This is a genomic window from Robertmurraya kyonggiensis, from assembly GCF_005116465.1.
GTDB lineage: Bacteria > Bacillota > Bacilli > Bacillales > Cytobacillaceae > Robertmurraya > Robertmurraya kyonggiensis.
In genome coordinates this window covers 327,235-349,746 of the sequence record NZ_SWBM01000001.1, presented here as the reverse complement: position 1 = coordinate 349,746, position 22,512 = coordinate 327,235, and the positions used below count along the sequence as shown (strand labels likewise).

The 22,512-nt window shown below is 37.9% G+C and carries 25 protein-coding genes and 1 pseudogene; 7 read left to right on the top strand and 19 right to left on the bottom strand.

Annotation, left to right across the window (positions count from 1 at the left end):
* Nucleotides 1-313: 313 nt before the first annotated feature.
* The 8 genes from spoVIF to FA727_RS01775 form a co-directional block, all read right to left on the bottom strand.
* Nucleotides 314-568, bottom strand: coding sequence for a sporulation-specific transcription regulator SpoVIF (gene spoVIF, locus FA727_RS01810; RefSeq protein ID WP_136829027.1), 255 nt, complete (start codon nt 566-568; stop codon nt 314-316).
* Nucleotides 569-903: 335 nt separating this feature from the next.
* Nucleotides 904-1,680 (bottom strand): SDR family NAD(P)-dependent oxidoreductase, encoded by a 777-nt coding sequence (locus FA727_RS01805; protein WP_136829026.1) that lies wholly within the window; start codon nt 1,678-1,680, stop codon nt 904-906.
* Between the two features lie 320 nt (nt 1,681-2,000).
* Complete coding sequence (locus FA727_RS01800; RefSeq protein ID WP_126409380.1) at nt 2,001-2,135, bottom strand: YjcZ family sporulation protein; 135 nt, start codon at nt 2,133-2,135, stop codon at nt 2,001-2,003.
* A 98-nt stretch (nt 2,136-2,233) separates the two neighbouring features.
* The gene (gene spoVAE / locus FA727_RS01795) at nt 2,234-2,590 is read right to left on the bottom strand and encodes a stage V sporulation protein AE (RefSeq protein WP_136829025.1); all 357 of its coding nucleotides are present in this window, start codon (nt 2,588-2,590) and stop codon (nt 2,234-2,236) included.
* Between the two features lie 14 nt (nt 2,591-2,604).
* Entirely contained in the window at nt 2,605-3,621 is a 1,017-nt protein-coding gene (gene spoVAD / locus FA727_RS01790) for a stage V sporulation protein AD (RefSeq protein WP_136829024.1), read from the bottom strand.
* Nucleotides 3,621-4,094: a stage V sporulation protein AC gene (gene spoVAC, locus FA727_RS01785; RefSeq protein WP_136829023.1), complete on the bottom strand. Its 474-nt coding sequence runs from the start codon at nt 4,092-4,094 to the stop codon at nt 3,621-3,623. The genes spoVAD and spoVAC overlap by 1 nt, the downstream gene beginning before the upstream one ends.
* A gap of 13 nt (nt 4,095-4,107) precedes the next feature.
* Nucleotides 4,108-4,578 carry a sporulation protein gene (locus FA727_RS01780; protein WP_246041656.1) on the bottom strand — a complete coding sequence of 157 codons (471 nt, stop codon included), beginning with the start codon at nt 4,576-4,578 and terminating at the stop codon, nt 4,108-4,110.
* A 700-nt stretch (nt 4,579-5,278) separates the two neighbouring features.
* A complete protein-coding gene (locus tag FA727_RS01775) occupies nt 5,279-5,629 on the bottom strand; it encodes a DUF1360 domain-containing protein (protein ID WP_136829022.1) in 351 nt (116 codons plus the stop codon).
* Between the two features lie 133 nt (nt 5,630-5,762).
* Here FA727_RS01775 and FA727_RS01770 point away from each other — a divergent pair, with 133 nt between their 5' ends.
* Complete coding sequence (locus FA727_RS01770; protein ID WP_136829021.1) at nt 5,763-6,263, top strand: CotY/CotZ family spore coat protein; 501 nt, start codon at nt 5,763-5,765, stop codon at nt 6,261-6,263.
* Between the two features lie 63 nt (nt 6,264-6,326).
* On the opposite strand, the gene FA727_RS01765 is transcribed toward FA727_RS01770, so the two are convergent.
* The 3 genes from FA727_RS01765 to FA727_RS01755 all read right to left on the bottom strand — a co-directional run bounded on the left by FA727_RS01765 (nt 6,327) and on the right by FA727_RS01755 (nt 10,314).
* Nucleotides 6,327-6,845: a CotO family spore coat protein gene (locus FA727_RS01765; RefSeq protein ID WP_158318780.1), complete on the bottom strand. Its 519-nt coding sequence runs from the start codon at nt 6,843-6,845 to the stop codon at nt 6,327-6,329.
* Between the two features lie 128 nt (nt 6,846-6,973).
* Nucleotides 6,974-7,744 carry an enoyl-ACP reductase FabI gene (gene fabI / locus FA727_RS01760; RefSeq protein WP_126409396.1) on the bottom strand — a complete coding sequence of 257 codons (771 nt, stop codon included), beginning with the start codon at nt 7,742-7,744 and terminating at the stop codon, nt 6,974-6,976.
* A 698-nt stretch (nt 7,745-8,442) separates the two neighbouring features.
* Nucleotides 8,443-10,314 carry a monovalent cation:proton antiporter family protein gene (locus tag FA727_RS01755; protein ID WP_136829019.1) on the bottom strand — a complete coding sequence of 624 codons (1,872 nt, stop codon included), beginning with the start codon at nt 10,312-10,314 and terminating at the stop codon, nt 8,443-8,445.
* Nucleotides 10,315-10,683: 369 nt separating this feature from the next.
* On the opposite strand from FA727_RS01755, the gene prpE reads away from it, so the two are divergent.
* Entirely contained in the window at nt 10,684-11,424 is a 741-nt protein-coding gene (prpE, locus tag FA727_RS01750; RefSeq protein ID WP_136829018.1) for a bis(5'-nucleosyl)-tetraphosphatase PrpE, read from the top strand.
* Here the strand turns inward: prpE and FA727_RS01745 are convergent.
* The 4 genes from FA727_RS01745 to FA727_RS01730 all read right to left on the bottom strand — a co-directional run bounded on the left by FA727_RS01745 (nt 11,419) and on the right by FA727_RS01730 (nt 14,277).
* A complete protein-coding gene (locus FA727_RS01745) occupies nt 11,419-12,303 on the bottom strand; it encodes an RluA family pseudouridine synthase (protein ID WP_136829017.1) in 885 nt (294 codons plus the stop codon). The genes prpE and FA727_RS01745 overlap by 6 nt on opposite strands.
* Before the next feature lie 22 nt (nt 12,304-12,325).
* Nucleotides 12,326-13,120 carry an NAD kinase gene (locus tag FA727_RS01740; protein WP_136829016.1) on the bottom strand — a complete coding sequence of 265 codons (795 nt, stop codon included), beginning with the start codon at nt 13,118-13,120 and terminating at the stop codon, nt 12,326-12,328.
* Between the two features lie 34 nt (nt 13,121-13,154).
* On the bottom strand, nt 13,155-13,823 hold the full coding sequence (yjbM, locus tag FA727_RS01735) for a GTP diphosphokinase (RefSeq protein WP_136829015.1): 669 nt from the start codon (nt 13,821-13,823) through the stop codon (nt 13,155-13,157).
* 85 nt (nt 13,824-13,908) lie between these two features.
* Nucleotides 13,909-14,277 (bottom strand): UPF0738 family protein, encoded by a 369-nt coding sequence (locus FA727_RS01730; protein ID WP_136829014.1) that lies wholly within the window; start codon nt 14,275-14,277, stop codon nt 13,909-13,911.
* Between the two features lie 124 nt (nt 14,278-14,401).
* Here FA727_RS01730 and FA727_RS01725 point away from each other — a divergent pair, with 124 nt between their 5' ends.
* The 5 genes from FA727_RS01725 (at nt 14,402) to FA727_RS24310 (ending at nt 17,601) form a co-directional block, all read left to right on the top strand.
* The gene (locus tag FA727_RS01725; RefSeq protein WP_136829013.1) at nt 14,402-14,983 is read left to right on the top strand and encodes a CYTH domain-containing protein; all 582 of its coding nucleotides are present in this window, start codon (nt 14,402-14,404) and stop codon (nt 14,981-14,983) included.
* A 20-nt stretch (nt 14,984-15,003) separates the two neighbouring features.
* Entirely contained in the window at nt 15,004-15,624 is a 621-nt protein-coding gene (locus tag FA727_RS01720; RefSeq protein ID WP_136829012.1) for a lytic transglycosylase domain-containing protein, read from the top strand.
* A 200-nt stretch (nt 15,625-15,824) separates the two neighbouring features.
* A complete protein-coding gene (locus FA727_RS01715; protein WP_136829011.1) occupies nt 15,825-16,229 on the top strand; it encodes a globin domain-containing protein in 405 nt (134 codons plus the stop codon).
* Nucleotides 16,230-16,246: 17 nt separating this feature from the next.
* On the top strand, nt 16,247-17,104 hold the full coding sequence (locus FA727_RS01710) for a ClpXP adapter SpxH family protein (RefSeq protein WP_136830988.1): 858 nt from the start codon (nt 16,247-16,249) through the stop codon (nt 17,102-17,104).
* A gap of 323 nt (nt 17,105-17,427) precedes the next feature.
* Complete coding sequence (locus tag FA727_RS24310) at nt 17,428-17,601, top strand: hypothetical protein (protein ID WP_170209227.1); 174 nt, start codon at nt 17,428-17,430, stop codon at nt 17,599-17,601.
* A gap of 200 nt (nt 17,602-17,801) precedes the next feature.
* Here FA727_RS24310 and pepF read toward each other — a convergent pair whose 3' ends face one another.
* The 4 genes and pseudogenes from pepF to cls form a co-directional block, all read right to left on the bottom strand.
* Complete coding sequence (pepF, locus tag FA727_RS01705; RefSeq protein ID WP_136829010.1) at nt 17,802-19,619, bottom strand: oligoendopeptidase F; 1,818 nt, start codon at nt 19,617-19,619, stop codon at nt 17,802-17,804.
* Between the two features lie 94 nt (nt 19,620-19,713).
* Nucleotides 19,714-20,163, bottom strand: a pseudogene (locus FA727_RS01700) (V-type ATP synthase subunit E family protein); the annotation flags it as partial.
* Nucleotides 20,164-20,196: 33 nt separating this feature from the next.
* The gene (locus tag FA727_RS01695; RefSeq protein ID WP_158318779.1) at nt 20,197-20,889 is read right to left on the bottom strand and encodes a competence protein CoiA; all 693 of its coding nucleotides are present in this window, start codon (nt 20,887-20,889) and stop codon (nt 20,197-20,199) included.
* A gap of 93 nt (nt 20,890-20,982) precedes the next feature.
* Nucleotides 20,983-22,494 (bottom strand): cardiolipin synthase, encoded by a 1,512-nt coding sequence (gene cls / locus FA727_RS01690; protein ID WP_136829007.1) that lies wholly within the window; start codon nt 22,492-22,494, stop codon nt 20,983-20,985.
* Nucleotides 22,495-22,512 lie beyond the last annotated feature (18 nt).

Below are 22,512 nucleotides of genomic sequence, written 5' to 3'. Positions count from 1 at the left end.
TTTGGGTCGATTACTTGAATAGTGTCTTCATGAATTCGTCATGAAGACAACTTTTTTCAAATGCCTATCTACAGTGTCCGCATGAACTCGTCATGAAGACAACTTTTTTCAAATACCTATCCATAATGTCCGTATGAACCTCTCATGAAGACAACTATTTTCATAATCCTATCAACAGTGTCCGCATGAACATTTCATGAAGACAACTTTTTTCATAATCCTATCAACAGTGTCCGCATGAACCCGTCGAGACCAGCAAAAAAAGAAGCCATCCCAAAATATCTAATTTTTTTGGGACAGCTTCTTATATTACTTATTTCTTATTCAGCATTTTAGAAATGGTGTTAAAATCAAGTTGTTTGCCATCGTTAACGATGGATTTAACAATCTTATCTTCCGTTTCCTTATTGACTGGCTTATGAGCGATTTGGGACACTCTTCTAATTACACTTCGAACCGTCTTTTCATCCTTGAAATTCGCGTTTTGTAGTGAATTGGCTAATTCAAAAACATCCTTCATATTGACGCCTGTTTTCTTTTCAATATTTTTAAAGAAATTATTATCCATACTGTTAAACTACGCCTCCTTCTTAAGCTAATTCTATTTTATGAATGGAGCTTAAAAAGGTGATATCGTATTAAAAGGAAAGGCTTAAGTCATATGGGAAACACCACAAAAAGATAGCGTTTTCAAATTATTCAACATCGTTTTGTATAGATTGTTTATTTTCTTCGAAAAAAACCTGATGTTAAAATCCTAAAACCGATTTTAACGTAGAAATAGCTATTTTGTGCTCATTTATTAAACTTGCATGCTTATTTTTTTCAAAAATAATTTGCTCTTTTCTCATCCACTAAGGTATCTCTTACTCTAGATGAGTAATGAAGTTTGAGAAAAGAGCTCTATTTAATTAACCAGCCTCCATCGACTAGCACATCAGACCCCGTCATATACGATGCTTCTTCGGAAGCAATGAACGCGATCACATTAGCAATTTCTTTTGCTTTTCCAATTCTTTTTAAAGCAGTATTTCGCTCAATCGCTTTGACAAATTTATCATTTTGTAGCCCTTGTTCTGTCAATGGAGTTTCGATGAAACCTGGTGAAACAGAATTCACGCGAATCCCGTATGGAGCTAGTTCAAGTGCAAGAGCACGAGTGAAGTTAATGACACCAGCTTTAGCAGCACTGTAATGAGGAAGAAATTGGCCAGCTTGATGACCCGATAATGACGCGACATTAACGATTGCTCTTCCCTGCAGTCCATTTTCATCCTTAGCTTTTGTGACCATGAGATTTCCTAGCATTTTAGATACTAGAAAGACACTCCGTAAATTCGTTTTTTGTACATCATCCCAATCTTCCTCAGTTGTATCTAGTATTTTGGAATTCTTGGCTCCGCCTGCATTATTAACTAGAATATGAAGGTCACCAAAATGAATATTAATGTAATCTGCCAACTCTTTTACCTCCTCTTCATCCGTCACGTCCGCAGGAAAAATTTCCGCCATAGGGATTCTTTTTGTTCTATTAATCTCATTTGCCACAGCCTCTAATTTGGATTTCGTTCTTCCCACAAGGACAACTCTAGCTCCTTCTCCAGCCAAACGAATGGCTACTTCCTTGCCAATTCCACTTCCGGCCCCAGTAATCAGTGCAATTGTTTGTGAAAACCTCATCCTCCACACCCCTTTAGTTGTCCTTCTTACTTCCTTAATATAAAATTTACTCTCTTTTTTAATGATTAATGTCAAAAACATAATTAAAGCTACTTGTAAAAAGTTTGTTAAAATCCTAATGCCGATTTTAACGTAGAAATATATAATTTGTGCTTAAGATCTTGTGAGCATGTTTTTTTCTCACAAATTTAAGATATACGTAAAATATAAACAAACTTCTTTTATGTTCTAGTCGTAAAAGCTACAGCGTCTGAAAAAAAACAATTAAAAAAGAAATGCCGTTCAATTAACGGCATTCCTCCTGACTTGTTTGCTAATTATTAGTTGTAGAAGCTAGCTCCAACAATAATTAACAAAATAAACAATACAACGATTAGTACGAAGGTTGAACCTCCATAGCCACCGCCGCCATAACCGTAGCCACCATAGCCACAGCCTCCATATCCGAAGCCCATATATGTCACCTCGCTTTAATGGTGTCACAAGTAACATATGTGGGACACAAAAAAAGTGTATAGGCTTCATGGCAGAATTGGCTTGTTTACACTTCTAATTATCCCTTTGGTTTAAAGAATAGGGCTCCGAGAAATGCAAAGACAATGGCAGCTGAAATCCCTGAGCTAGTGACTTCAAACATCCCCGTTAAAACACCCACTAAACCATGTTGTTCCGCTTCCTGTAACGCACCATGGACGAGCGTATTCCCAAAGTTCGTGATCGGAACCGTTGCTCCCGCCCCAGCAAAATCAGCTAATGGTTCGTATAAACCCAGACCATCTAGGATTGCTCCTAACACTACAAACAAGCTTAACGTATGCCCTGGAGTTAATTTGGCCACATCGAACAATAGCTGTCCGATCACACAAATAAGTCCACCAATCACAAATGCCCAGAAAAACATAGGTAGCATGCGGCACCCTCCTTTTAAATGTCCATCTCAATGGCAACGGCATGAGCAATACAAGGAATACTTTCACTCTGTTGATACGTCAGTGGCGATAACAAAGCACCTGTAGCAACAACAAGAATTTTCTTGTAAGTCCCTTTCATCATTTCCTTTATGATATGTCCGTACAATACAGAAGCTGAGCAACCTGCTCCACTCGCACCAGCCTGAACGGGCTGATCCTCTTTATAGATCAAGATCCCACAATCTTGAAACTTCTCTCGTTCAAAATTGATCCCGTTTTTTTGTAAAAGTTCATACGTAACATTCTGACCAATCCTTGCCAAATCGCCTGTCAAAATTAAGTCGTAATAGTCCGGGTCTAGATTCATATCCTTAAAGTGAGCCGTAATCGTATCAGCAGCAGCTGGTGCCATTGCTCCTCCCATGTTAAAAGGATCCGTCATTCCAAGGTCGACAACTTTCCCAATTGTTGCCGAGGTGACGACTGGCAGCCCCCTTTCATTTTCATGTTTTTTTACTAAGGCAGCACCAGCACCGGTAACAGTCCATTGGGCAGTTGGTGGCTTTTGTCCTCCATATTCCGTAGGATAGCGAAATTGCTTTTCCGTAGCCGCATTATGACTAGAAGCTCCTGTTAAAATATAGTCCGCTCCCCCGTAATTAATCAAAAAGGATGCTAGAGCAAGTCCCTCCATCGAAGTAGAGCAAGCACCGAAAATACCTAAATAGGGTAACTCGATATTTCGAGCCGCTAAACTGGAAGGAGTAATTTGATTAATTAAATCCCCCGCAATAAAGAAATGAACATCATCTTTTTTCTTGTTGGCTTTTTCTAGAGCAGTTTGCGCTGCCTCCTCCATCAACACACGCTGCGCTTTCTCGTAGGAGTCCTCTCCCATCCATAAATCGTCATGGAGAATATCAAAATCAGCTGCAAGCCTTCCATTCGCTTCAAAAGGCCCTCCTGATGCACCCGTTGAAACGATCACCGGTTTATTGGCAAAGACCCAAGTTTGCTGTCCTTTACGCATTAAATAACCCCCCATTTAATGAGAAGTGTCTTGATTAAAGCCACAATAAACGCGGAAAATACGCCAAATAAAATAACGGAACCCGCTAATTTGAACATATTGCCACCAACCCCAAGAACAAAGCCTTCAGTCCGGTGTTCAATCGCGGCAGAAATAACTGCATTCCCAAAACCCGTAACAGGTACAGCACTACCTGCACCAGCAAATTGTCCAATATGGTCATAGACGCCAAATCCCGTTAAGAGCATTGAGAAAAAGACCATTGTGGCAACAGTCGGATTCCCCGCTGTCTGTTCGGTGAAATTAAAAAAGTATATGTAGAAATAGCTCACAGCTTGCCCGATTAAGCAGAAGAGACCACCTACAAAAAATGCTTTGATGCAGTTTTTTAGAACAGGTCTTTTCACTTCATACTTTTTTTCTAATGATTGATACTGCTGTTGCTCCTTTGATTGATTATCCTTATTCCCCATCGCCAAGCTCCTTTCATGTTAGCTCTTTCTTCATTTCGATAATCTCTTGTAGTTTTTTCTCTGCTTCCTTTCCTGAGTAATTCGAATCCTTCATGTTTTCCTCTAGCTCCACTGCTTCAAGGAAAATTTTATAATCGCTCGAGACGATGAAGTTTTCATCTGGGTATTTTTCCTCTAATAGCTTATTCATTTTCTTCTCTATTTTCTTCATGTGAAACCTTTGCATGTGCTTTACTTTATAAGCTACTAGAATATCCTCCTTACCCTTAACCACAGCGACATCGTAAAGTTCCTTGAAGCCCTCAATATCCTTTTCAACGGACTGAATGAGGTCTAATTCTTTCTTTGTATTTTTACCAATGGCAACAGGTGTAGGATTCGTTGTCTTAATTAATGAGATACCGCTCTCTTTCGGACCATCATTGTTACATCCACCTACAAGGACTGCGCTCATCATCATTAATAGAAATAAACACTTTCTCATTTAGGATTCCCTTCCTCCACTACATCTGTAAATTCCTTTATTATTTTCCTCTTCCTTTTCACAAAATATGAACCATTTCCATTAAATTTCTGCTTCCAATATTTTCTTCATGAAGAGAATATGTACAATTCTTATCCAAAATAAAAAGGCCAGCCAAAAGGCAAAAGCCCTATTGGAACAGCCTCTACTATGTTAAGTAAATTAAATCCGAAAACATCTTTAACTATCGAGAACTCTTCTTCCCACATCCACAGCCCTTTTTCTTTGTTGTCGTTTTAAGTGTTTTGTTTGCCTGAAGCGGTGGTAGTGGTCTGTTTTTATTTGTCATCGTGTTGTTTTGTACTCGCACGAACCTTCTCTCCCATCCTAATTAAATTTTCCCTAAACAAAAATCAGTAACGATATGATACATTATGCAACTTGATTAAAGCATGTATATGTCCTTTACCTAGTTTTTAAAAATACCCACATTTATGAAGACTGTATTCGTAAAGATTGTTGTTAAAATCCTACTTCCGTTGGCCAGCGGCCGATTTTAACGTATATATAGCTATTTGGTACTTCGTAATTAGATTGCATGTTTTTTTCTACGAAAAAAACTGGCTCTTTTCACATTGATTTGCGACTAATGATCTTTAAACAAAAGATAAATTCATTGTATTATCGCTTCAAAGCAACAAAGTATGAGATAAGAGCTTTTTTACAGCAATCTTTGTACAATTGTCTCTATAATCGCAGCAATTCCCGCAACTGCCAAAATGATTAAAATGGGTGTAGCGTAGGCAGGCCAGCCAAAATAAAATATACAGATTGCAAGTGTAGACCATATTCCAGTACACCAATAACAGCTCAACAATTCACCCATGAAATTCGTGTATATGCCTTTTTTCGGAACATAATAGACCTCTTCCTGTCCATCTTGGTTCACTTCAATTTCTTCCTCAAAAAATGGTGCTCTTAAAAATTCAGTAATTTTATCAAAAACAATCAGTCTTGTTAATCGGAAACTGGCCAAAGAGATAATCACTATCTCCATCCAAGAAATTGTCATTCTAGTCATCCCTTATCAATTAATTATTCTGCCCATTTTTAGGAAACAAGGCGTTTGTCCGTTACCCAAACGCCCTTATAGCAATATGTTATTAATGTAATATTACATCTAAGAAAATAAGGAGGAAAAACGAATGGGTTGTGGAAAAAATAACAACGACGTATTAGGCGTTAGTGGCGGCAACTGTGTATGTGAAGTTGTTCGTGCTATAAAAGACATCCAAGATGCAGCCGAAGATGTTTGTGAATGTCCTACTAATTGCTTCCAGGAACCTCTTGGTTCTTTAGTTAATCCAACCAAAAGGAATCGTGTAGATACTCGCGTATTTGTATTAAAGACAGCAGATGGTTCTCCTTTCCATGCATTCTTCAGAGAAGATAACTGTGCGTGCGTATCCATCTTCTTCCGCGTTGAAGAAGTCTTCGATAATTGCTGTGCCACTTTACGTGTCATCAAGCCAGTGAAACACGATCGTGAAGCAGTTGATTTAACAAAAGGTTGCTGCATTGATTTAGGTAAAGTTTGCGAAGTGGATCGTTTTGAAAGAACTGACGATTGCGTAACAGTTGACTTAAGCTGCTTCTGTGCAATTCAATGTATCGCTGATGTAGACTTAGACATTTGTGAAGACTAAAAAAATAATTCATTAGTCAAAAAGCCAGTCTGTTTCGACTGGCTCTTTCTGATCGAGCAATTTTCAACGAAACCCGATCATTTTTACTTCGTTCAGGTCTTGGATTGCAATGGTTACTTCCTTTTTATCAAAAAGTCGAATGACCACTTCATGCGCATTTTTCTCAATTAAGATTCCTCGTAGCGTCCCGTTTTCTGTTGTGAAATTACATGGAATCGGAGGTAATTGAGGAGGAAACCTTTCTAAGTAGTCAAGCTTTTCCACTAAGTCCATTTCTTTAAACGACTTAAGTCTTCTAAGACCAAGTCCCCCTCGGCTTGGTTCCTGCACAGTTTGTGCCTGCTCATAATCTTCTATCGTTTGTTGAACCTGCTTAGACGTTAATGTTATGTCTCTATTTTGGAATTCTTGTTCTAATGCTCCTCTACTTTTCCGTTCAATTCCAGCCTCTATTTTGGTTTCTTCTACAATCTTGTCAGCATTCTTGGCTGAAAAGGATTTCTGCATGACACCTTCAGGAGGTTGAAATCCTGGCTGATGTATATATAGTAGGGGCTCCCTTTTCTTCTGTTCCTTACTCAAATTGCTTGCACCTCCCCATACAATTGATTCTTTCTATATGTATGCCGAAGTGGTTATTTCGTTTCCAAGTGAGCCCTTATTTTTCAGATCAAAAAAGCCCACCCTTTTAAAAGGTGAGCTTGTTTTAATTAAAGAATATGATAACCAGAGTCAACGTGAAGGTTCTCACCTGTCATGCCACGAGATAAATCGCTGAATAGGAATAGAGCTGTGTCTCCAACCTCTTCAGGTGTTGTTGTTTTTCTTAAAGGAGCTTTCTCTTCGATTTCTTTTAGGATTGAATTGAAATCGCTAATTCCTTTTGCTGATAATGTACGAATTGGACCTGCAGAAATAGAGTTCACACGAATAGCTTGTGGTCCTAAATCATTTGCTAAGTATCTTACACTTGCATCTAGAGAAGCCTTTGCTACACCCATAACATTGTAGTTTTGTACTACACGCTCACCACCTAGGTACGTAAGCGTTACGATGCTTCCACCTTCTGTCATTAACCCTCTTGCCTCTTTAGCCACTGCTGTTAAAGAATAAGCACTGATATTGTGAGCTAGTAAGAACCCATCACGAGTTGTGTTCATATATTCGCCTTGAAGCTCTTCTTTATTAGCAAAAGCGATACAGTGAGCAACTCCATGGATCGTTCCTACTTCATTCTTGATTGTGGCAAAGCATTTCGCAATGTCTTCATCCACTGTTACATCACAAGGTAAAACAAGACAGTTATTGTCTTCTAATGAATCAACAAGTTCTCTTACGCTTTTTTCTAATCTTTCCCCTACATAAGTAAAAATCAAACGAGCTCCTGCATTATGAAGAGAACGAGCAATTCCCCATGCAATACTACGTTTATTTGCAACTCCCATTACGACTATATTTTTTCCTTCTAAAGAAAGTGTCATTTTAAAATTACCTCCGTTTTTTATACACATTTTTATTGAATATTGTTTTTTTCGTAAATGTCCTAATTTTTTTCTTCGAAAAAAATCTAAAGCCGACATTTACACCACCTATGTGGTTAATTGCTACAAATTCTTTGCACAGCACTTTTCGCCACCGCTTACTGTTTTTAAGAGGAAATATTACTATACATTTGACAAGTACTAACTAAAAGCAATAAGTTTTTTTCGTAAGAAAATAAATAATGTCCGCGAAAAGAGTCTCTTTATAACAAGTTATTAGTACCTACTACTAATTTTATCTTATTTTCTCCAAAAAGAAAAGCGGCAATACGTTTGAATCTATCAAATTTCAAAATGCATAGTCGCTACATTATGAAATGACTCAAGTACTGCCGCTTTTTATCATTTTTTTTAATGCTCTATTATTATCAATTGTTGATTTTTTGATTTTCGTCAGGTGTACCCACTGAACCGGAGAAATTCCGCTTATTTTGAAAAATTAAAGATTATTAGGTGAAATAGACGGAGATTTTCCGCTAATTGACCTAATAATCCTTAAAATCATGAAAAATGTATAGCCTAACCGGAAAAATTCCGCTTATTTATAGAGAAGTCGGTGAATTTCTTGATTTAACCGGAATTTTTCCGCCTATTTTTCAACGTAATAAATCACAAAGTCCACCTTTAACAAGAGTTCTCTAGCACCATTCACAAAACTCTAGTTCACGTTTTAGTTCATCCACATACTCTTTTGTACCAGTCACAATTAACCGGTCATTCAGTTGAAGCTCTGTGTCACCGTGTGGGACAATCGAATCCTTGCCACGGAAAATACGTACAAAGATGATATCCCCTGTAAAAGGAAATCTTCTGATCGACATACCATCAAATTGGTCATTCAACAGACGGATTTCGTAAAGTGCTGTCTCTTGGTTTGTCAGAATGCTCATCACGCGTGGAGATTCTATTAAAGCCCGTAGAAGTGCTTTCGATGAATTATATACCGAATACACCTCAACACCTTCTTCTCTTAAGCCTTCCTCTAAGTCCGGACTTTCAATTCGGACAATAACACGCTCGACACCCTTTTCCTTGATGGCAATCGCAAGTGTTGCATTGATTTCATCATCACCAGTCGTAACAACTACTACATCTGCAGAGAACACATCTGTATCTTCCAATGCGTCGATTGAAAATTGCTCAATTTCCTGAATTTCGAATAAAGAATCGGCGATTTGCGCTCCCTCTTCCTTCGATTGTTTCGTGTGATACAACGTAGTTTCATACAAGGAAGACTTTAATTCACGGGAAATCGGCAAGGTTAGCTGGTTTGCTCCTATAAAAGCTACTTTTAGCTGTTTAGCTTCCACTCTTTCTCGTGGTAAAAGATTTTTAAAGACGATTGGTGTAATCACACATGTAATAACTGCTACTAGAATTAGAGTTCCACTCATTTCTGTAGTGAGAACACCCATCCGCTCTCCAATTGTTGCAGCAGCAATTACAAGGGATAATGTTGAGGTTAAAAGAAATCCTGATGCTATCACTGTTTTTGTATCATACCAAGCTTTTAAAACAGCGATTGGAATGAGCTTTGACACCAGTAAGGCAATGAGAAGAAGCGGGATTAACATCAGCATCTTCGGGTCACCAAATAATCGCCAAATATCTAAATCGACACCGACCATGACGAAGAAGATCGGAATTAAGAAGCCATAGCCAAAGGAATCAAGCTTATGAACAAGCTCCTGGTCAGGTGCCAAGAGAGATACCAACACCCCTGCTAAAAAAGCGCCTAGGATATTCTCTGCTCCAACAGTTTCGGAAATACCTACTAACAAAATAATTAAGGTAAATACAGCACGTGTTCCGATTTGGATGGTGCCAGTAGACATATTTTCAATTAGCTTATTCCCTTTAAATCTACGGCCTACAAAGTACAAAATAAGTCCGGCCCCAAAGAGAATCAGTAAAAGCCATGTATTTCCTTGTCCACCATCATAAAGAGATACGAAAACGGCTAGTAGGATCATTGTTACTAAATCGGCAATAACCGCGACAAGCAAAATGATTTGCCCAATATTCGTTTTCATTAAATGAGCTTCTTTTAAAGTTGGAACGACTACTCCTAATGAGATTGTCGAAATGATTAATGTCATCAAAAATGCATTATCAATGAAACCTGCGAGGACAAATAGATACGATAAGCCATAAGACACGATAAAAATGCCAATAAAGACAACAGAGGCGACAAAAAAGCCATTCGGTTCATCTTTTCCATTCGGTAGCTTTTCTTTTTTCTTATTCTTATTACTCGTAAAAGCAGAAAAATCGATCTCCAAACCACTCAAGAACATCAGAAAGATAAATCCTAAGGTTGAGAGTGTCTCTAACCACATATCCTCGTGAACGAGATTAAAGCCACTTTTTCCAATGATTAGTCCCATTAATATTTCTGCTACGACAACGGGAATAAAGTTGAGCTTGAAACGGTGAAGTAAGATCGGTGTTAAAAATGCGATGATGATCACAATAACTAAAGATGCAACGGAGGCACCATGTTCTTCCATTTCCAACTCCTCCTTTATCAACCAGAATGAAAATCTATTTTTTCATCAAGTTATATAATTACAGCTCTTTTCTCAAACTTAGTTGTTTTTGATACCAAAAATTAAAAGAGTTAAGCAATGCTTTCAAATATATCTAGCCTTAACAATGAGAAAAGAGCTTGCAAATCTGTTAAGAAGCATGAATAAGCTATTTCTACGTTAAAATCGGCTTTAGGATTTTAACAACAATCTCACAAAGGGATCCATAATTATTTATCCTACTAAAGCTCCTACTCATGATGCAAACAATAAGGTTGGATATAATAAGAAAAGCGGAAGGCGCCTACGGTAGCTAGATTTTTTAAATTGTACTTAACAAAGGAGTCCCAGATGAAACTTGATATTATTGGAGATATTCATGGTTGTTTTGATGAATTTCAAGAATTAACAAAAAGGCTAAATTATGATTGGTCACGTGGTATCCCTATTCACCCTCAAGGTCGGCGACTTGCTTTTGTCGGAGATTTAACCGATCGGGGACCAGAGTCACTTAAAGTCATTGAAGTCGTTTGGAGGCTCGTGATAAAAGAGAAACTGGCTCTTTATACACCTGGCAACCACTGTAACAAACTTTATCGCTATTTCTTAGGGAACAAAGTTCAGGTAACACATGGGTTAGAAACAACTGTGGCAGAATATGAAGCACTTACCTCAAAGAAACAAAAGCAAATAAAAGAGATGTTTATCGAATTATATGAGCAGAACCCTTTGCACCAAGTACTAGATAATGGAAATCTGGTCATTGCACATGCAGGTATTCGAGAGGAGTATATTGGAAAGGAAAATTCAAAGGTAAAAACATTTGTCCTGTACGGAGACATTACGGGAGAAAAGCACCCAGATGGCTCTCCGGTACGACGTGATTGGGCGAAACACTACAAAGGAAACAGAACCATTGTTTACGGTCATACACCTGTAAAAGAGCCAAGAGTAATCAACAATACATACAATATCGATACTGGGGCTGTCTTTGGTGGCAAATTGACAGCTCTCCAGTATCCAGAAATGACATTGGTCTCTATTGCATCAACCATGCCTTTTGTGGCAGAAAAATTCAAAGAGATTTTATAGTAATTCTCTCATATCATCAGCCAACTCGATCTCAAAACTGAACTCACGCATTTCAATCGGATGGTTAAAGGTAAGCTTTGAACAGTGAAGAGCTTGCCTTTTTATACGTGAAGTTTCCCCTCCATACAAGTCATCCCCTAATAATGGATGACCAATATATGATAGATGCACTCGTATTTGATGTGTTCTGCCTGTTTCTAATTGAAGCTTCACATGGGCAAATGTAGAATATTGTTTGAGGACCTCAAAATGCGTACAAGCATATTGTCCACCATCTTGCACTTCTCTTTCAATGATGCTGTCACTTTTTCTCCCAATGTTTTTTTCGATCGTACCTTTTGTTTCGAAAAAAATCCCTTCGGCTAATGCCTCATAATTCCGTTTTAAAGTGCCTTCTTTTTGCTGCTTACTCATCAAATGATGGATATGGCGATGCTTCGCAATCAGTACAAGTCCAGAAGTGTCTCGATCTAATCTCGTCACAATATGAACGGTTGTTTCTAATTCTATTTTCTTGTAGTACCCAATAATGGCATTAGCTAAGCTTCCGCTTGGATGTTCACGAGATGGAATTGTGCTCATTCCAGCGGGCTTATTAACGACGATAACATTATCATCCTCATATAAAATATGAAGGGGGATATTTTCCCCCTCCATCGATTCACTTATTGATTCCGGTGGGAACTCAACGAGGAGTATGTCCCCTTCACTCAATGGTTTTCGAACTGTAACATCTTCCCCATTAAGCTTAATAGTGCCACCAGAAAATTTAATATCTGTTAGGGCTGCCTTTGAAATTTCCTGTTCCTTCAAAAAAGCTCGTATGAGTTTGCCGGCATCAGCCCTTTGAATTTTCCACTCTAATGTAAATTTAGACAATCTACATACTCCCTTACTCGTGTTAGTCAGAAATAAATGAATCACGAACCCTTTTCCAAAACGGAAATGGTCTGAACCTTGCAAAACGAATTTTCTCGTCTGCCACTCGAAATTGAATAGACTTTACATCCTTATGGAGTAAGGTTAAATGGTCAACCGTCATCTGAAAATCAGGATTGTTAACTGGCTTCAGCATACAAGTGTGATGAGCTGGTAAGACCAATGGCGAACCAACTGTCCGGAATACACGGTTATTGATTGAAGCCATTTCAGCTAGTTGAATAGCTGGGATCGATGGGTGAAGAATCGCTCCGCCCAACGCTTTATTATAAGCCGTACTACCTGATGGAGTGGATAAACATAAGCCATCCCCACGAAAACGTTCGAACAGCTGGCCTCTTATTTCAACATCCATCACAAGGGTTGCATCTACACTTTTTACAGTAGATTCATTCAAGGCTAAATAACGGCTTTCCTTTCCCCCATGTGAATAGCGAACAATTACTTCAAGAAGTGGGTATTCTACGACCTGATACGGGGTTTTAGCAATCGCAATCACTAACTTCTCGATCTCCTCAGGTGTCCAATCGGCATAAAACCCTAAATGCCCTGTATGAACCCCAACGAAAGCCGTTTTATCTAGTCGATTTTTATAACGATGAAAGGCGTAAAGAAGCGTTCCATCTCCACCAACAGAAATGACAATATCAGGCTTATCTTCATCATATACAAGATTGAAATCCTGTAAGTACGACCTCATTTTATGCATTAGTGTATTTGATTTTGAATCCCCTTTTGAAGTAATTGCAAAATTCATCATTTTGACTCCTCTATTTAATCGGCTATTTTATTTATTCTGAGTGTCCATTTAAATTGGTGAGTTCGCTGTTCTCATCTTGCTGTAATTCTTTTTTTCTCGTAAAAAAGGCTTGTGCTTCTTGAATTTCGCCCCTAATTAATGACATTTCCTCATCTAATCGGAAGGCTGCTTCCGCTGCCCTTTGTAAACGAAGCTGAATGTCCTCTGGAAACTGTCCCTTATATTTATAATTCAATGAATGCTCAATCGTTGCCCAAAAATTCATCGCTAATGTGCGAATCTGAATTTCCACAAGGATCTTCTTTTCTCCTGATACCATTTGAACAGGATAGCGAATGACAACATGGTAAGAACGATATCCGCTTTCCTTTTTATTAGAAATATAGTTTCTCTCTTCAACGATTTCAAAGTCATTGCGTTTCCGAAGAAGCTCAACTACTGGCCCAATGTCATCGACAAACTGACACATCATTCGAAGTCCCGCAATGTCCTGCATTTCGGATTCCAATTTATTTAAAGGGATTCCTTTTTGCTTTGCTTTATCAAGAATACTTGCAATCGGCTTGACCCGACCTGTAACAAATTCAATAGGCGAAGGATCAGATGCTAACTCGAATTGTCCCCTCATCCCTTTAAATTTAATCTTTAATTCATCAACCGCTTGCTTATATGGTGCTAAAAACTGGTCCCAATTCTTCAACGTTCGTTTCACCTCATCCGAAGTTTTCTGGCATGTTCCTTGAACAAGCTGCACTATTTTCTCTCTGACGGATGATCAGCAGAAGTTAAAAACGAGCTTCTACCTTTGTAACCATTTCCTCGCCATAATTGCCGTTTCCTTTTATGTTTTCTACGAGATACTCGAGCTCTTCGAAAAAATTCTCCAGTTCAATATGTTCTGTGCTATTACTTAAGTAGACTTTTGACTGTGAATCCATTCCTTGTTTTAATTCTGTCCAAAAGTCCTCTTTAATCGCAAGATATGTATATTCATCGTTTATATCTAGTACATAAACAAATGATAAACCGTCAGAATCAACGAGCATTTGGCCAGTTGCTTTTACCTCACTCAAATTCGTTTCAGGATTTACTAGAAGTGCTATATCATTTTTATCTGTTGTATTTGTTTTTATGACTAATAATTTTTCTCTCATAATTTCAACTCCCATACTTCACCATTTTACCATAAAACACTCATATATTCACACTTATAGGAAGTAGCCCCACCTTCTTAAATAAGGTACAATTTGATTATTGTAAATGAGAGGATTGAAATGAATGTCTCAGAATATCGAAATCGAATTTAAGAACCTTTTAACAAAAACAGAGTTTATGCAATTAAAAAGCTTTTTAGACATAGACAACTCCAAGTTCATCAAACAGGATAACCATTATTTCGATACAGTTAATTTTTCATTAAAGGAGCTTGGATGCGCTTTACGAATTCGTTTTAAAAATGGACGCTATGAATTAACTTTAAAAGAACCTCATCCAGAAGGACTTCTTGAGACAAACCAGGCAATTTCTAAACAGGAAGCAACTGAAATGCTAGAAAACAACGTAATCATTGATGGCCCAGTTAAGGAACGATTAATAGAGCACCAAATTCCCCTTGAAGAGTTGGTTCTATTTGGCACATTGTCAACAGAGCGCGCTGAACAAGACTTTCAAGGTGGTTTAATTGTTTTAGATTATAGTACCTATTTAAATCATTTTGATTATGAGTTAGAATATGAAGTACATGACTATCAAAAAGGCAAAGAGATATTTGAAAATCTATTACGCCAATTAAATATACCAATAAGAACGACTGAAAATAAAATTCGTAGGTTTTATCAAGCAAAGTTCAATCAGAAATAGGCCATCAAGGAGAATGTAATATGAATGTTGAACAATTAAAAGTAATGCTTCAGTTACAGGCTTTACAAAATTTTAATAGCACTTCGACTGGAACAGGAAGTTCTCTTTTTCAAGAAATGATCAATGAAATCCTTGTTAGCAGTCAGGAGTCTTTATTAACAGGAACGGAAACAGAAGATACATCTGGAACACTTACCTCGTTCCCAATGTCAACTTCCCTTCCACCTCTTAGCTTAACGAAGCTCTCAACTACTTCAGGTGAGAAGTCTAATTATGATGCATTGATTGAAGAGGCAGCAAGTAAGTACAACCTACCTGTTTCTTTAATTAAATCCGTGATTAAGCAAGAGTCCAATTTTAACGCAAATGCAACTAGCACTGCTGGTGCATCTGGCCTAATGCAGCTTATGCCAGGAACAGCGAAGCATTTAGGTGTTTCCAATGTATTTGACCCCAAGGAAAACATCTTTGGCGGAAGTAAATATTTAAGACAAATGCTAGATAAATATGATAACAATGTGGAGCTTGCCTTAGCAGCTTATAACGCAGGTCCAGGAAACGTGGACAAGTACGGAGGCATCCCTCCTTTCAAAGAAACGCAAAATTACGTAAAAAAAATCACTAGTAATCTGATGGCATAGCGAAATAGCCCTATCTGTTCTTTAGCAGATAGGGTTATTATTTTTCCCTCAAATTTCCTATTCTTCTATCTTCGAGCCAATTGTTTGAGATATTGCTTTCTCATTGATAAAATAAAGGAAACTCGCAAGGCGGATAGTACATTTGGCACCTTATGTCCCAATTTTTATGGATAAGAGCCAACACAAAGGAGTTTTCATTTATGGAGAATATGTCCACACCATTTGAAGTAATTGGTGAAGAAAAATTACATCAGTTAATCGATGCTTTTTACAGCAAAGTTGGCCAGCATCCAGATTTGGTTCCTATTTTCCCAAATGACCTTTCTGAAACAGCACGAAAACAAAAGCAATTTATGACGCAATTTTTAGGGGGCCCTTCTTTATATACGGAGGAGCATGGACACCCAATGCTACGGGCACGACACATGCCTTTTGAAATTACAGAAACTCGGGCGAAGGCTTGGCTGTCATGTATGAATGAAGCCATGGATGAAGTCGGACTTGACGGAATGCTTAGAGAGTATTTTTACTCAAGACTTGTATTGACTGCCGAGCATATGATCAACACATCTGAAAAGGAAGACATGAAAGGTGAAGGCTTGTGAGCGAAAAAAGTTATAAAATGTCATCTTCTCATCATTGTCACGGTTCAGAGAAAAAACCAATTGAAATTTATATGTTCATAGACCCGTTATGTCCAGAGTGTTGGGCCCTTGAACCTGTGTTGAAAAAACTACAGATTGAATACGGTCGTTATTTTTCCATCAAGCATGTGATCAGCGGGAAATTGGCGATGTTAAATATATCAACAAAGCAGCATTTCGAGAACATAGCCGATCTTTGGGAAAAAACAGCCTCTCGTACGGGTATGTCCTGTGATGGCTCGCTATGGTTTGAGAACCCGGTTTCTTCCCCTCATATAGTTTCGGTAGCCATTAAGGCAGCAGAACTACAAGGAAGAAGAGCTGGAAACCGCTTTTTGAGAAAATTGCAAGAAGAGCTTTTCTTTGGGAAACAAAATATTTCCAACCAGGAAATTTTGAAGGATTGTGCGAAGGCGGCTGGATTAGATGTAGAGGAGTTCATATCTGACCTCCATTCAGACAGTGCAGCAAAGGCATTTCAATGTGATTTAAAAATCACTTCTGAAATGGAAGTTCAAGAAATCCCCACTCTTGTCTTTTTCAACGAAAATATTGAAGATGAAGGTATCAAGATTACAGGGATTTATCCGTACCAAGTGTATGAGCAGATTTTGTTCGAAATGCTTCCAAATACACCTGAGCGTTCCAATCCCCCTCCTATTGAAGCGTTTTTGAAGCATTTTAATTTGGTTGCTTCTAAGGAGATTGCAGTCGTGTATAACATGTCTGTTGGGGAAGTCGAAAAAGAAATGAAGAAGCTCCAATTAAAACAAGTAGTAGAGCAACTCCCAGCGAAATACGGTGTATTCTGGAGATATGTGAATTCACAATCTTAGTGTCGTAACAATATAAACAGCCATACAAAATTGCCTGTTAACATGAAAAGGCCGTGCAAACCATTCTGATTGCACGGCCTTTTCCTATTTAAATACGAACAAAGGGGATGGGAGAAATTTTTCACGGTCAAACAAAGGGGTATGTTTGTTTGTGATTAACTTCACGAGTTAAATATACCACGCATTTCAACATTCGACAATAAATTTGTGCTTTCTTTCACAATATTGTCAAAAACAAATGCTGAGGACCCAATTTATACATGATTATCTCTTTTGTGAATATAATCGAGACAAGGAGTCTTTTGGACAAAGGGGCTGTTTTCATGAAAAATGTACCGGTGATTCTCATGTTTCTGTTTATTATATTTGCTTTTCTATTTAATTTGCTCGGACTCATGCATTTAGTTTCGATTTTTATCACTTCACCTATTTTATTTATCGCTTTATTAATTTTTATCGGGTATTTGAATAATAGAAACCGATTTAAAGGGTTTTGATGAGGACTTTTTTAGTGTGCGTGGCCGGATATCGGTCTTTATTTTGTTATATCGTTCTTGGATCAAATATATCGGTCCTTATTTTGAATATTTCGGTCTTTAAAAAATTATATCGGTCTTCATTCAATTATATCGGTCTAACCCCAAGAACAGCATCTAAAAAGGCGGTCCCACAAGTAGGACCGCCTTTCTTCGTTAAATTAAGATAACAAGCTTTCCATCTCATTTAATCTTTCTTCAAACACCTTTAATGCCGCTTCAATCGGCTCAGAGCTTGTCATATCTACTCCAGCCTTCTTCAATACTTCAATCGGATAATCGGAGCTACCTGATTTTAAGAATTCAAGATAGCGATCAACAGCCGGCTGACCTTCGTCAATAATTTGCTTGCTTAAGGCAGTTGCTGCACTAAAGCCAGTTGCATATTGGTAAACATAATAATTGTAGTAGAAGTGAGGAATTCTAGACCACTCTAAACCGATCTCCTCATCAATCACCATGTTCTCCCTACCGAAGTATTTCACATTCAAGTCATAGTATTCTTTTGTCAATAACTCAGCAGTTAAAGCTTCATGATTTTGAGCTTTTTGGTGAATTAGATGCTCAAACTCAGCAAACATTGTTTGACGGAAGACTGTTCCTCTGAAGCCTTCTAAATAATGATTGAGCAAGTATAGTCTCTTTTGCTCATCATCAATTGTCTTTAATAAGTAATCATTCAACAGATTTTCGTTACAAGTAGACGCTACTTCTGCTACAAAAATCGAATAATCTCCATAAGCGTAAGGTTGAGTCTTTCTTGTGTAATAGCTATGAACAGAATGACCGAATTCATGAGCAAGTGTGAAAAGATTGTTCACATTATCCTGCCAGTTCATAAGAATGTATGGATTTGTTCCGTACGTACCAGAAGAATAGGCACCTGAACGCTTTCCTTTATTTTCATGAACATCAACCCAACGATTTTCAAAGCCTTCCTTTAGGACATTCAAATAATCTTCTCCAAGTGGAGCAAGTCCCTTAAGGATCATTTCCTTCGCTTCGTCATATGGAATTTCCATTTTTACATCCTTCACAAGCGGAGTAAATAAGTCATACATATGAAGCTCGTCGACTCCAAGAACCTTCTTTCTTAGGTTCACATAGCGATGTAGCAGCGGCAAATACTTATTCACCGTATTCACTAAGTTTTCATAGACCGTCTCAGGAATATTATTAGCCGCTAATGCTGCATGTCTCGCAGAACTATAGTTGCGAATTTTCGCGTTAAAATTATCCTTTTTGACTTGACCACTTAATGTACTAGAAAATGTATTTTTGAATTTTCCATACGTATCATACACTGCTTTAAAAGCATCCTTACGAACGCGGACATCTGTGCTTTCAAGGAAACGAATATAACGTCCGTGCGTCACTTCTACTTCTTCCCCATTCTCATCCTTAATGCTTGGGAATTCTAAATCTGCATTGTTTAGCATTCCAAATGTATTGCTTGAAGCGTCCATAACCTCAGAAGCTTCCGCTAAAAGTGCCTCTTGTTCAGCGGATAAAACATGTGGGCGCTGTAAATTGATTTCATCCAAAGCATGCTTATATAGCTTGAGCTCTTCTTTTGTATCTAAAAATCCATTGATTTTTTCCTCTTCGATTGCAAGGATTTCAGGAACGACATATGCAAGTGCACTTGCTACTTGGGAATATAATCCTTTGATACGGCCATCCATCCCTTGATAAAAGGAATTCGTCGTATCCTGGTCATAACGCATATGGGCATATGTATAAAGCTTGCTGATGCGCTCTAAAATTTGGTCCTGCTTTTGCAGAGCTTCATATAGTACATCGGCACTGTCAGCCAACTTCCCTTGATATGCAGCAACACCAGGAATTAATTCCGCTACTGCTTTAAATTCCTTTTCCCACTCATCATCGGTAGCAAAAATATCTTCTAATCTCCATGTATCTTCTACTTTAATTTCACTTCTAGTTGGGAGTTTCTTAACAGCAGTTTCTGTTCCCATCCTTATACCTCCATTCAATTGTTTCGAAATTCGAAAAATTATCATCTCTTCATTATTTTATCTTAAGGGGGTTGTTTTAACAATTGTGGACCTACTAATTTTCATAATATTCTTGACGAAATTTTTCTTCCTCCTTCAGCCGCTCTTCCATATTGTTTGCTATCTTGATTTGTTTATCAATGAAATATATGTTGTTTTCCTTCTTTTTTAGCACGCCGATCTGTGACAATGCTCCTAAATATTCCTGAATCAGAAATGGAAGTGGATTTCGATGCAAACAAGGTAAGTCTCTCACAATTAATTGCTTTTCCTTTAGACTTTTTAATGTCGTCTTGTACACATCCTCGAAACGGACGATCGTGCCAAGCTCTCGGCCATATAAATGCTCTAAGAATAGATAAGTCTGCCAAATAAATGAGGCTGTTTCAATCGCGTAATTTTGCTTCAACGGAAGACCAACATAGGATGGAAGCGTATAAGGATGAAGTGTGTGGGAATAAAGCTCGAATAAAAATTGGTCCTTTAGACCACTAGTAATGAGAGTATTTTTAAAACGAAGAAGATCACTACTCCAGAATTATAAGGATGGGGAAAGAGTTAACGTTGGTTCTATTAAGTCTTGAACAGTTAATTTTTCTAAAGGCTTACAAAGAATGCTAGCATAAGCCATCCTTGTCGAAAGGGAAATTAGATTTTCCAAGCGGATGAATTGATTCGTTTGAGGACAATAAGCAGGGAGATACACTTCGCGGTTAGCCGTTTCTTTTAAAAATAAATAGTGGAAATTGGTTAAAGATAGTTTGTGCGTTTGTTTGCGATTAATATTTTTACCACCTAAAATCCATATCGGGTGTAGCAATAGTTTCCGATAGCCTTCCGTACGCCTTCGAAAAACCTCTGCTGAGATGGTCGAGCACTGAAATTCGATGCAATAAGTCTTTTCTTCATAAGTAAAAGCAATATCTGCACGTTGTTTAATGGGTGGATAATAGCATTCCATTTCCGGAGATAGACCTTGTATTTCCAACCATTCAAACAACTTGATTTTACCAGACATATGATACTCTGATTCCCGGTCGTATTCTGTGCATTCACTTCCTTTTTCATGAGCAAAATGAGGAATGCGCTGCGTCCCTATCTTCAAAATCATTTTTTCCGAGCAACTCCGACAATAGAACTCTTCCTTTTTTCGCATCGCCTCCAACTGATTCCGACTATACTTTTCAGCCAATGAGATCGTTTCACCAGATTTTAATTTTACTGTCAGCAAGGCAACCTCTCCTTTCTCTTGGATCTATTCTCTTCGAATTGGCTAATTCCTTTTCTATTTCAAAAAAAAGAACCCTAGGTCGCAACCAAGGATTCATAAAAAAGGTGAAAGCAATCTCGACAAGGATTCTATTAAGCGATAGCCGAAATGACGTTTATTGAAATCCTCCACTTGAAGTAAGGTAGAATCCTCAATATCTTGCAAATAACCTTCCACAAGTTTCTTCGTGCTTTTTGTATTATATAAAAAGGCATTGACCTCAAAATTCAAGTGAAAGCTACGCATATCCATATTGGAAGTTCCAATCGAAGCTAACGTGTCATCTACGATAATCATTTTACTATGCATAAATCCTTTTTCGTATTGATAAATGTTCACACCAGCTTCAAGAAGATCAGGGAAATACGAGCGGGAAGCATGAAAAACAATCCGCTTGTCTGGTTTATTCGGCACAAGTAGTTTTACATCAATCCCACTTAAGCTCGCTACCCTTATGGCACTAAGAATATCCTCATCCGGAATAAAATATGGCGAAGCAATCCAGACTGATTTTTTCGCAGAAGTAATCATCGAGAAAAAAATATGCTTAATAACACTCCACTCATTATCCGGCCCACCTGCGATTAATTGAACGCCTCCATGATTGTTTTCGATCAAGACTGGTGATAGATATTCCACGGTTAAAAGACTCTCATTCGTCATATAGAACCAATCCTGCAAGAATATCAGCTGAAGAGAACGAACAGCTTCTCCCTTTAGCCATAAATGAGTATCGCGCCAATGTCCAAAATACTTATTTCTCCCCAAATACTCATCGCCAATATTGATGCCTCCAACAAAGCCGATACTGCCGTCGATAACAATAATTTTACGATGATTACGGAAATTGAACTTATTGTTTAGGATTGGGATTTTAACAGGGCCAAAAGGAACAACCTCTACACCCGCTGCCTTTAATTCCTTTATGTATCTTCTCGAAAGCTTCCAAGAACCCACGGCATCATATAAAAAACGAACCTTTACCCCTTCTAGTGCTTTCGTAATCAAAATATTCTTAATTTTTTCCCCAAGGCTATCATCGCGAACAATATAATATTCCAGATGGATATGGTCGTTTGCCTCTTTCAATGCATGAATGACTTCTCTAAATGTCTCTTCCCCATTGATTAATACTTTTGTTTCCGTACGGAAGGTAATCGGACTATTCCCCACTTTATGAGCCAGCGCAAAGAGCTTCCGTTGATCAGCACCCATTTCTTCAATTCTTTCAATGCTGTGGTATTCAACATCCCCTTCAACTTTTAAAAAGGTTTGTTTATCAAATAAATACTTTTTTCGAAACATCTTTTCCTTTCGAAAACTTCGACCGAATAACAAATAAAAGATAAATCCTACAAGGGGAAAGCTACCAAGGACAATTAACCATGTCAGCGTTTGAGTCGGATGACGATTTTCTAGGAAGATGACAAAACCTATAAAGATAACAGAGAGTGTTGTAATGATGCTTAGGTAGCCAAATACACCACCTTCAATATACCCTTTTAAAAAATAATACAGTCCAGACAAAACCCCAATATATAATATTAATCTGACAGTATTTTTCAAATGGCTTCACCTACCTCC

Excerpts from the sequence above, each read along its gene's own strand:
- FA727_RS24310 (WP_170209227.1), top strand. The coding sequence starts at position 17,428 with ATGAAAAATGTACCGGTGATTCTCATGTTTCTGTTTATTATATTTGCT.
- spoVAD (WP_136829024.1), bottom strand. The coding sequence starts at position 3,621 with ATGCGTAAAGGACAGCAAACTTGGGTCTTTGCCAATAAACCGGTGATC.
- spoVIF (WP_136829027.1), bottom strand. The coding sequence starts at position 568 with ATGGATAATAATTTCTTTAAAAATATTGAAAAGAAAACAGGCGTCAAT.
- prpE (WP_136829018.1), top strand. The coding sequence starts at position 10,684 with ATGAAACTTGATATTATTGGAGATATTCATGGTTGTTTTGATGAATTT.
- FA727_RS01730 (WP_136829014.1), bottom strand. The coding sequence starts at position 14,277 with ATGAGAGAAAAATTATTAGTCATAAAAACAAATACAACAGATAAAAAT.
- spoVAC (WP_136829023.1), bottom strand. The coding sequence starts at position 4,094 with ATGGGGAATAAGGATAATCAATCAAAGGAGCAACAGCAGTATCAATCA.
- FA727_RS01715 (WP_136829011.1), top strand. The coding sequence starts at position 15,825 with ATGGAGAATATGTCCACACCATTTGAAGTAATTGGTGAAGAAAAATTA.
- FA727_RS01770 (WP_136829021.1), top strand. The coding sequence starts at position 5,763 with ATGGGTTGTGGAAAAAATAACAACGACGTATTAGGCGTTAGTGGCGGC.
- FA727_RS01740 (WP_136829016.1), bottom strand. The coding sequence starts at position 13,120 with ATGAATTTTGCAATTACTTCAAAAGGGGATTCAAAATCAAATACACTA.
- spoVAE (WP_136829025.1), bottom strand. The coding sequence starts at position 2,590 with ATGCTACCTATGTTTTTCTGGGCATTTGTGATTGGTGGACTTATTTGT.
- FA727_RS01725 (WP_136829013.1), top strand. The coding sequence starts at position 14,402 with ATGTCTCAGAATATCGAAATCGAATTTAAGAACCTTTTAACAAAAACA.
- FA727_RS01805 (WP_136829026.1), bottom strand. The coding sequence starts at position 1,680 with ATGAGGTTTTCACAAACAATTGCACTGATTACTGGGGCCGGAAGTGGA.
- fabI (WP_126409396.1), bottom strand. The coding sequence starts at position 7,744 with ATGACACTTTCTTTAGAAGGAAAAAATATAGTCGTAATGGGAGTTGCA.
- FA727_RS01755 (WP_136829019.1), bottom strand. The coding sequence starts at position 10,314 with ATGGAAGAACATGGTGCCTCCGTTGCATCTTTAGTTATTGTGATCATC.
- FA727_RS01775 (WP_136829022.1), bottom strand. The coding sequence starts at position 5,629 with ATGACAATTTCTTGGATGGAGATAGTGATTATCTCTTTGGCCAGTTTC.
- FA727_RS01720 (WP_136829012.1), top strand. The coding sequence starts at position 15,004 with ATGAATGTTGAACAATTAAAAGTAATGCTTCAGTTACAGGCTTTACAA.
- FA727_RS01710 (WP_136830988.1), top strand. The coding sequence starts at position 16,247 with ATGTCATCTTCTCATCATTGTCACGGTTCAGAGAAAAAACCAATTGAA.
- FA727_RS01800 (WP_126409380.1), bottom strand. The coding sequence starts at position 2,135 with ATGGGCTTCGGATATGGAGGCTGTGGCTATGGTGGCTACGGTTATGGC.
- pepF (WP_136829010.1), bottom strand. The coding sequence starts at position 19,619 with ATGGGAACAGAAACTGCTGTTAAGAAACTCCCAACTAGAAGTGAAATT.
- FA727_RS01780 (WP_246041656.1), bottom strand. The coding sequence starts at position 4,578 with ATGAGAAAGTGTTTATTTCTATTAATGATGATGAGCGCAGTCCTTGTA.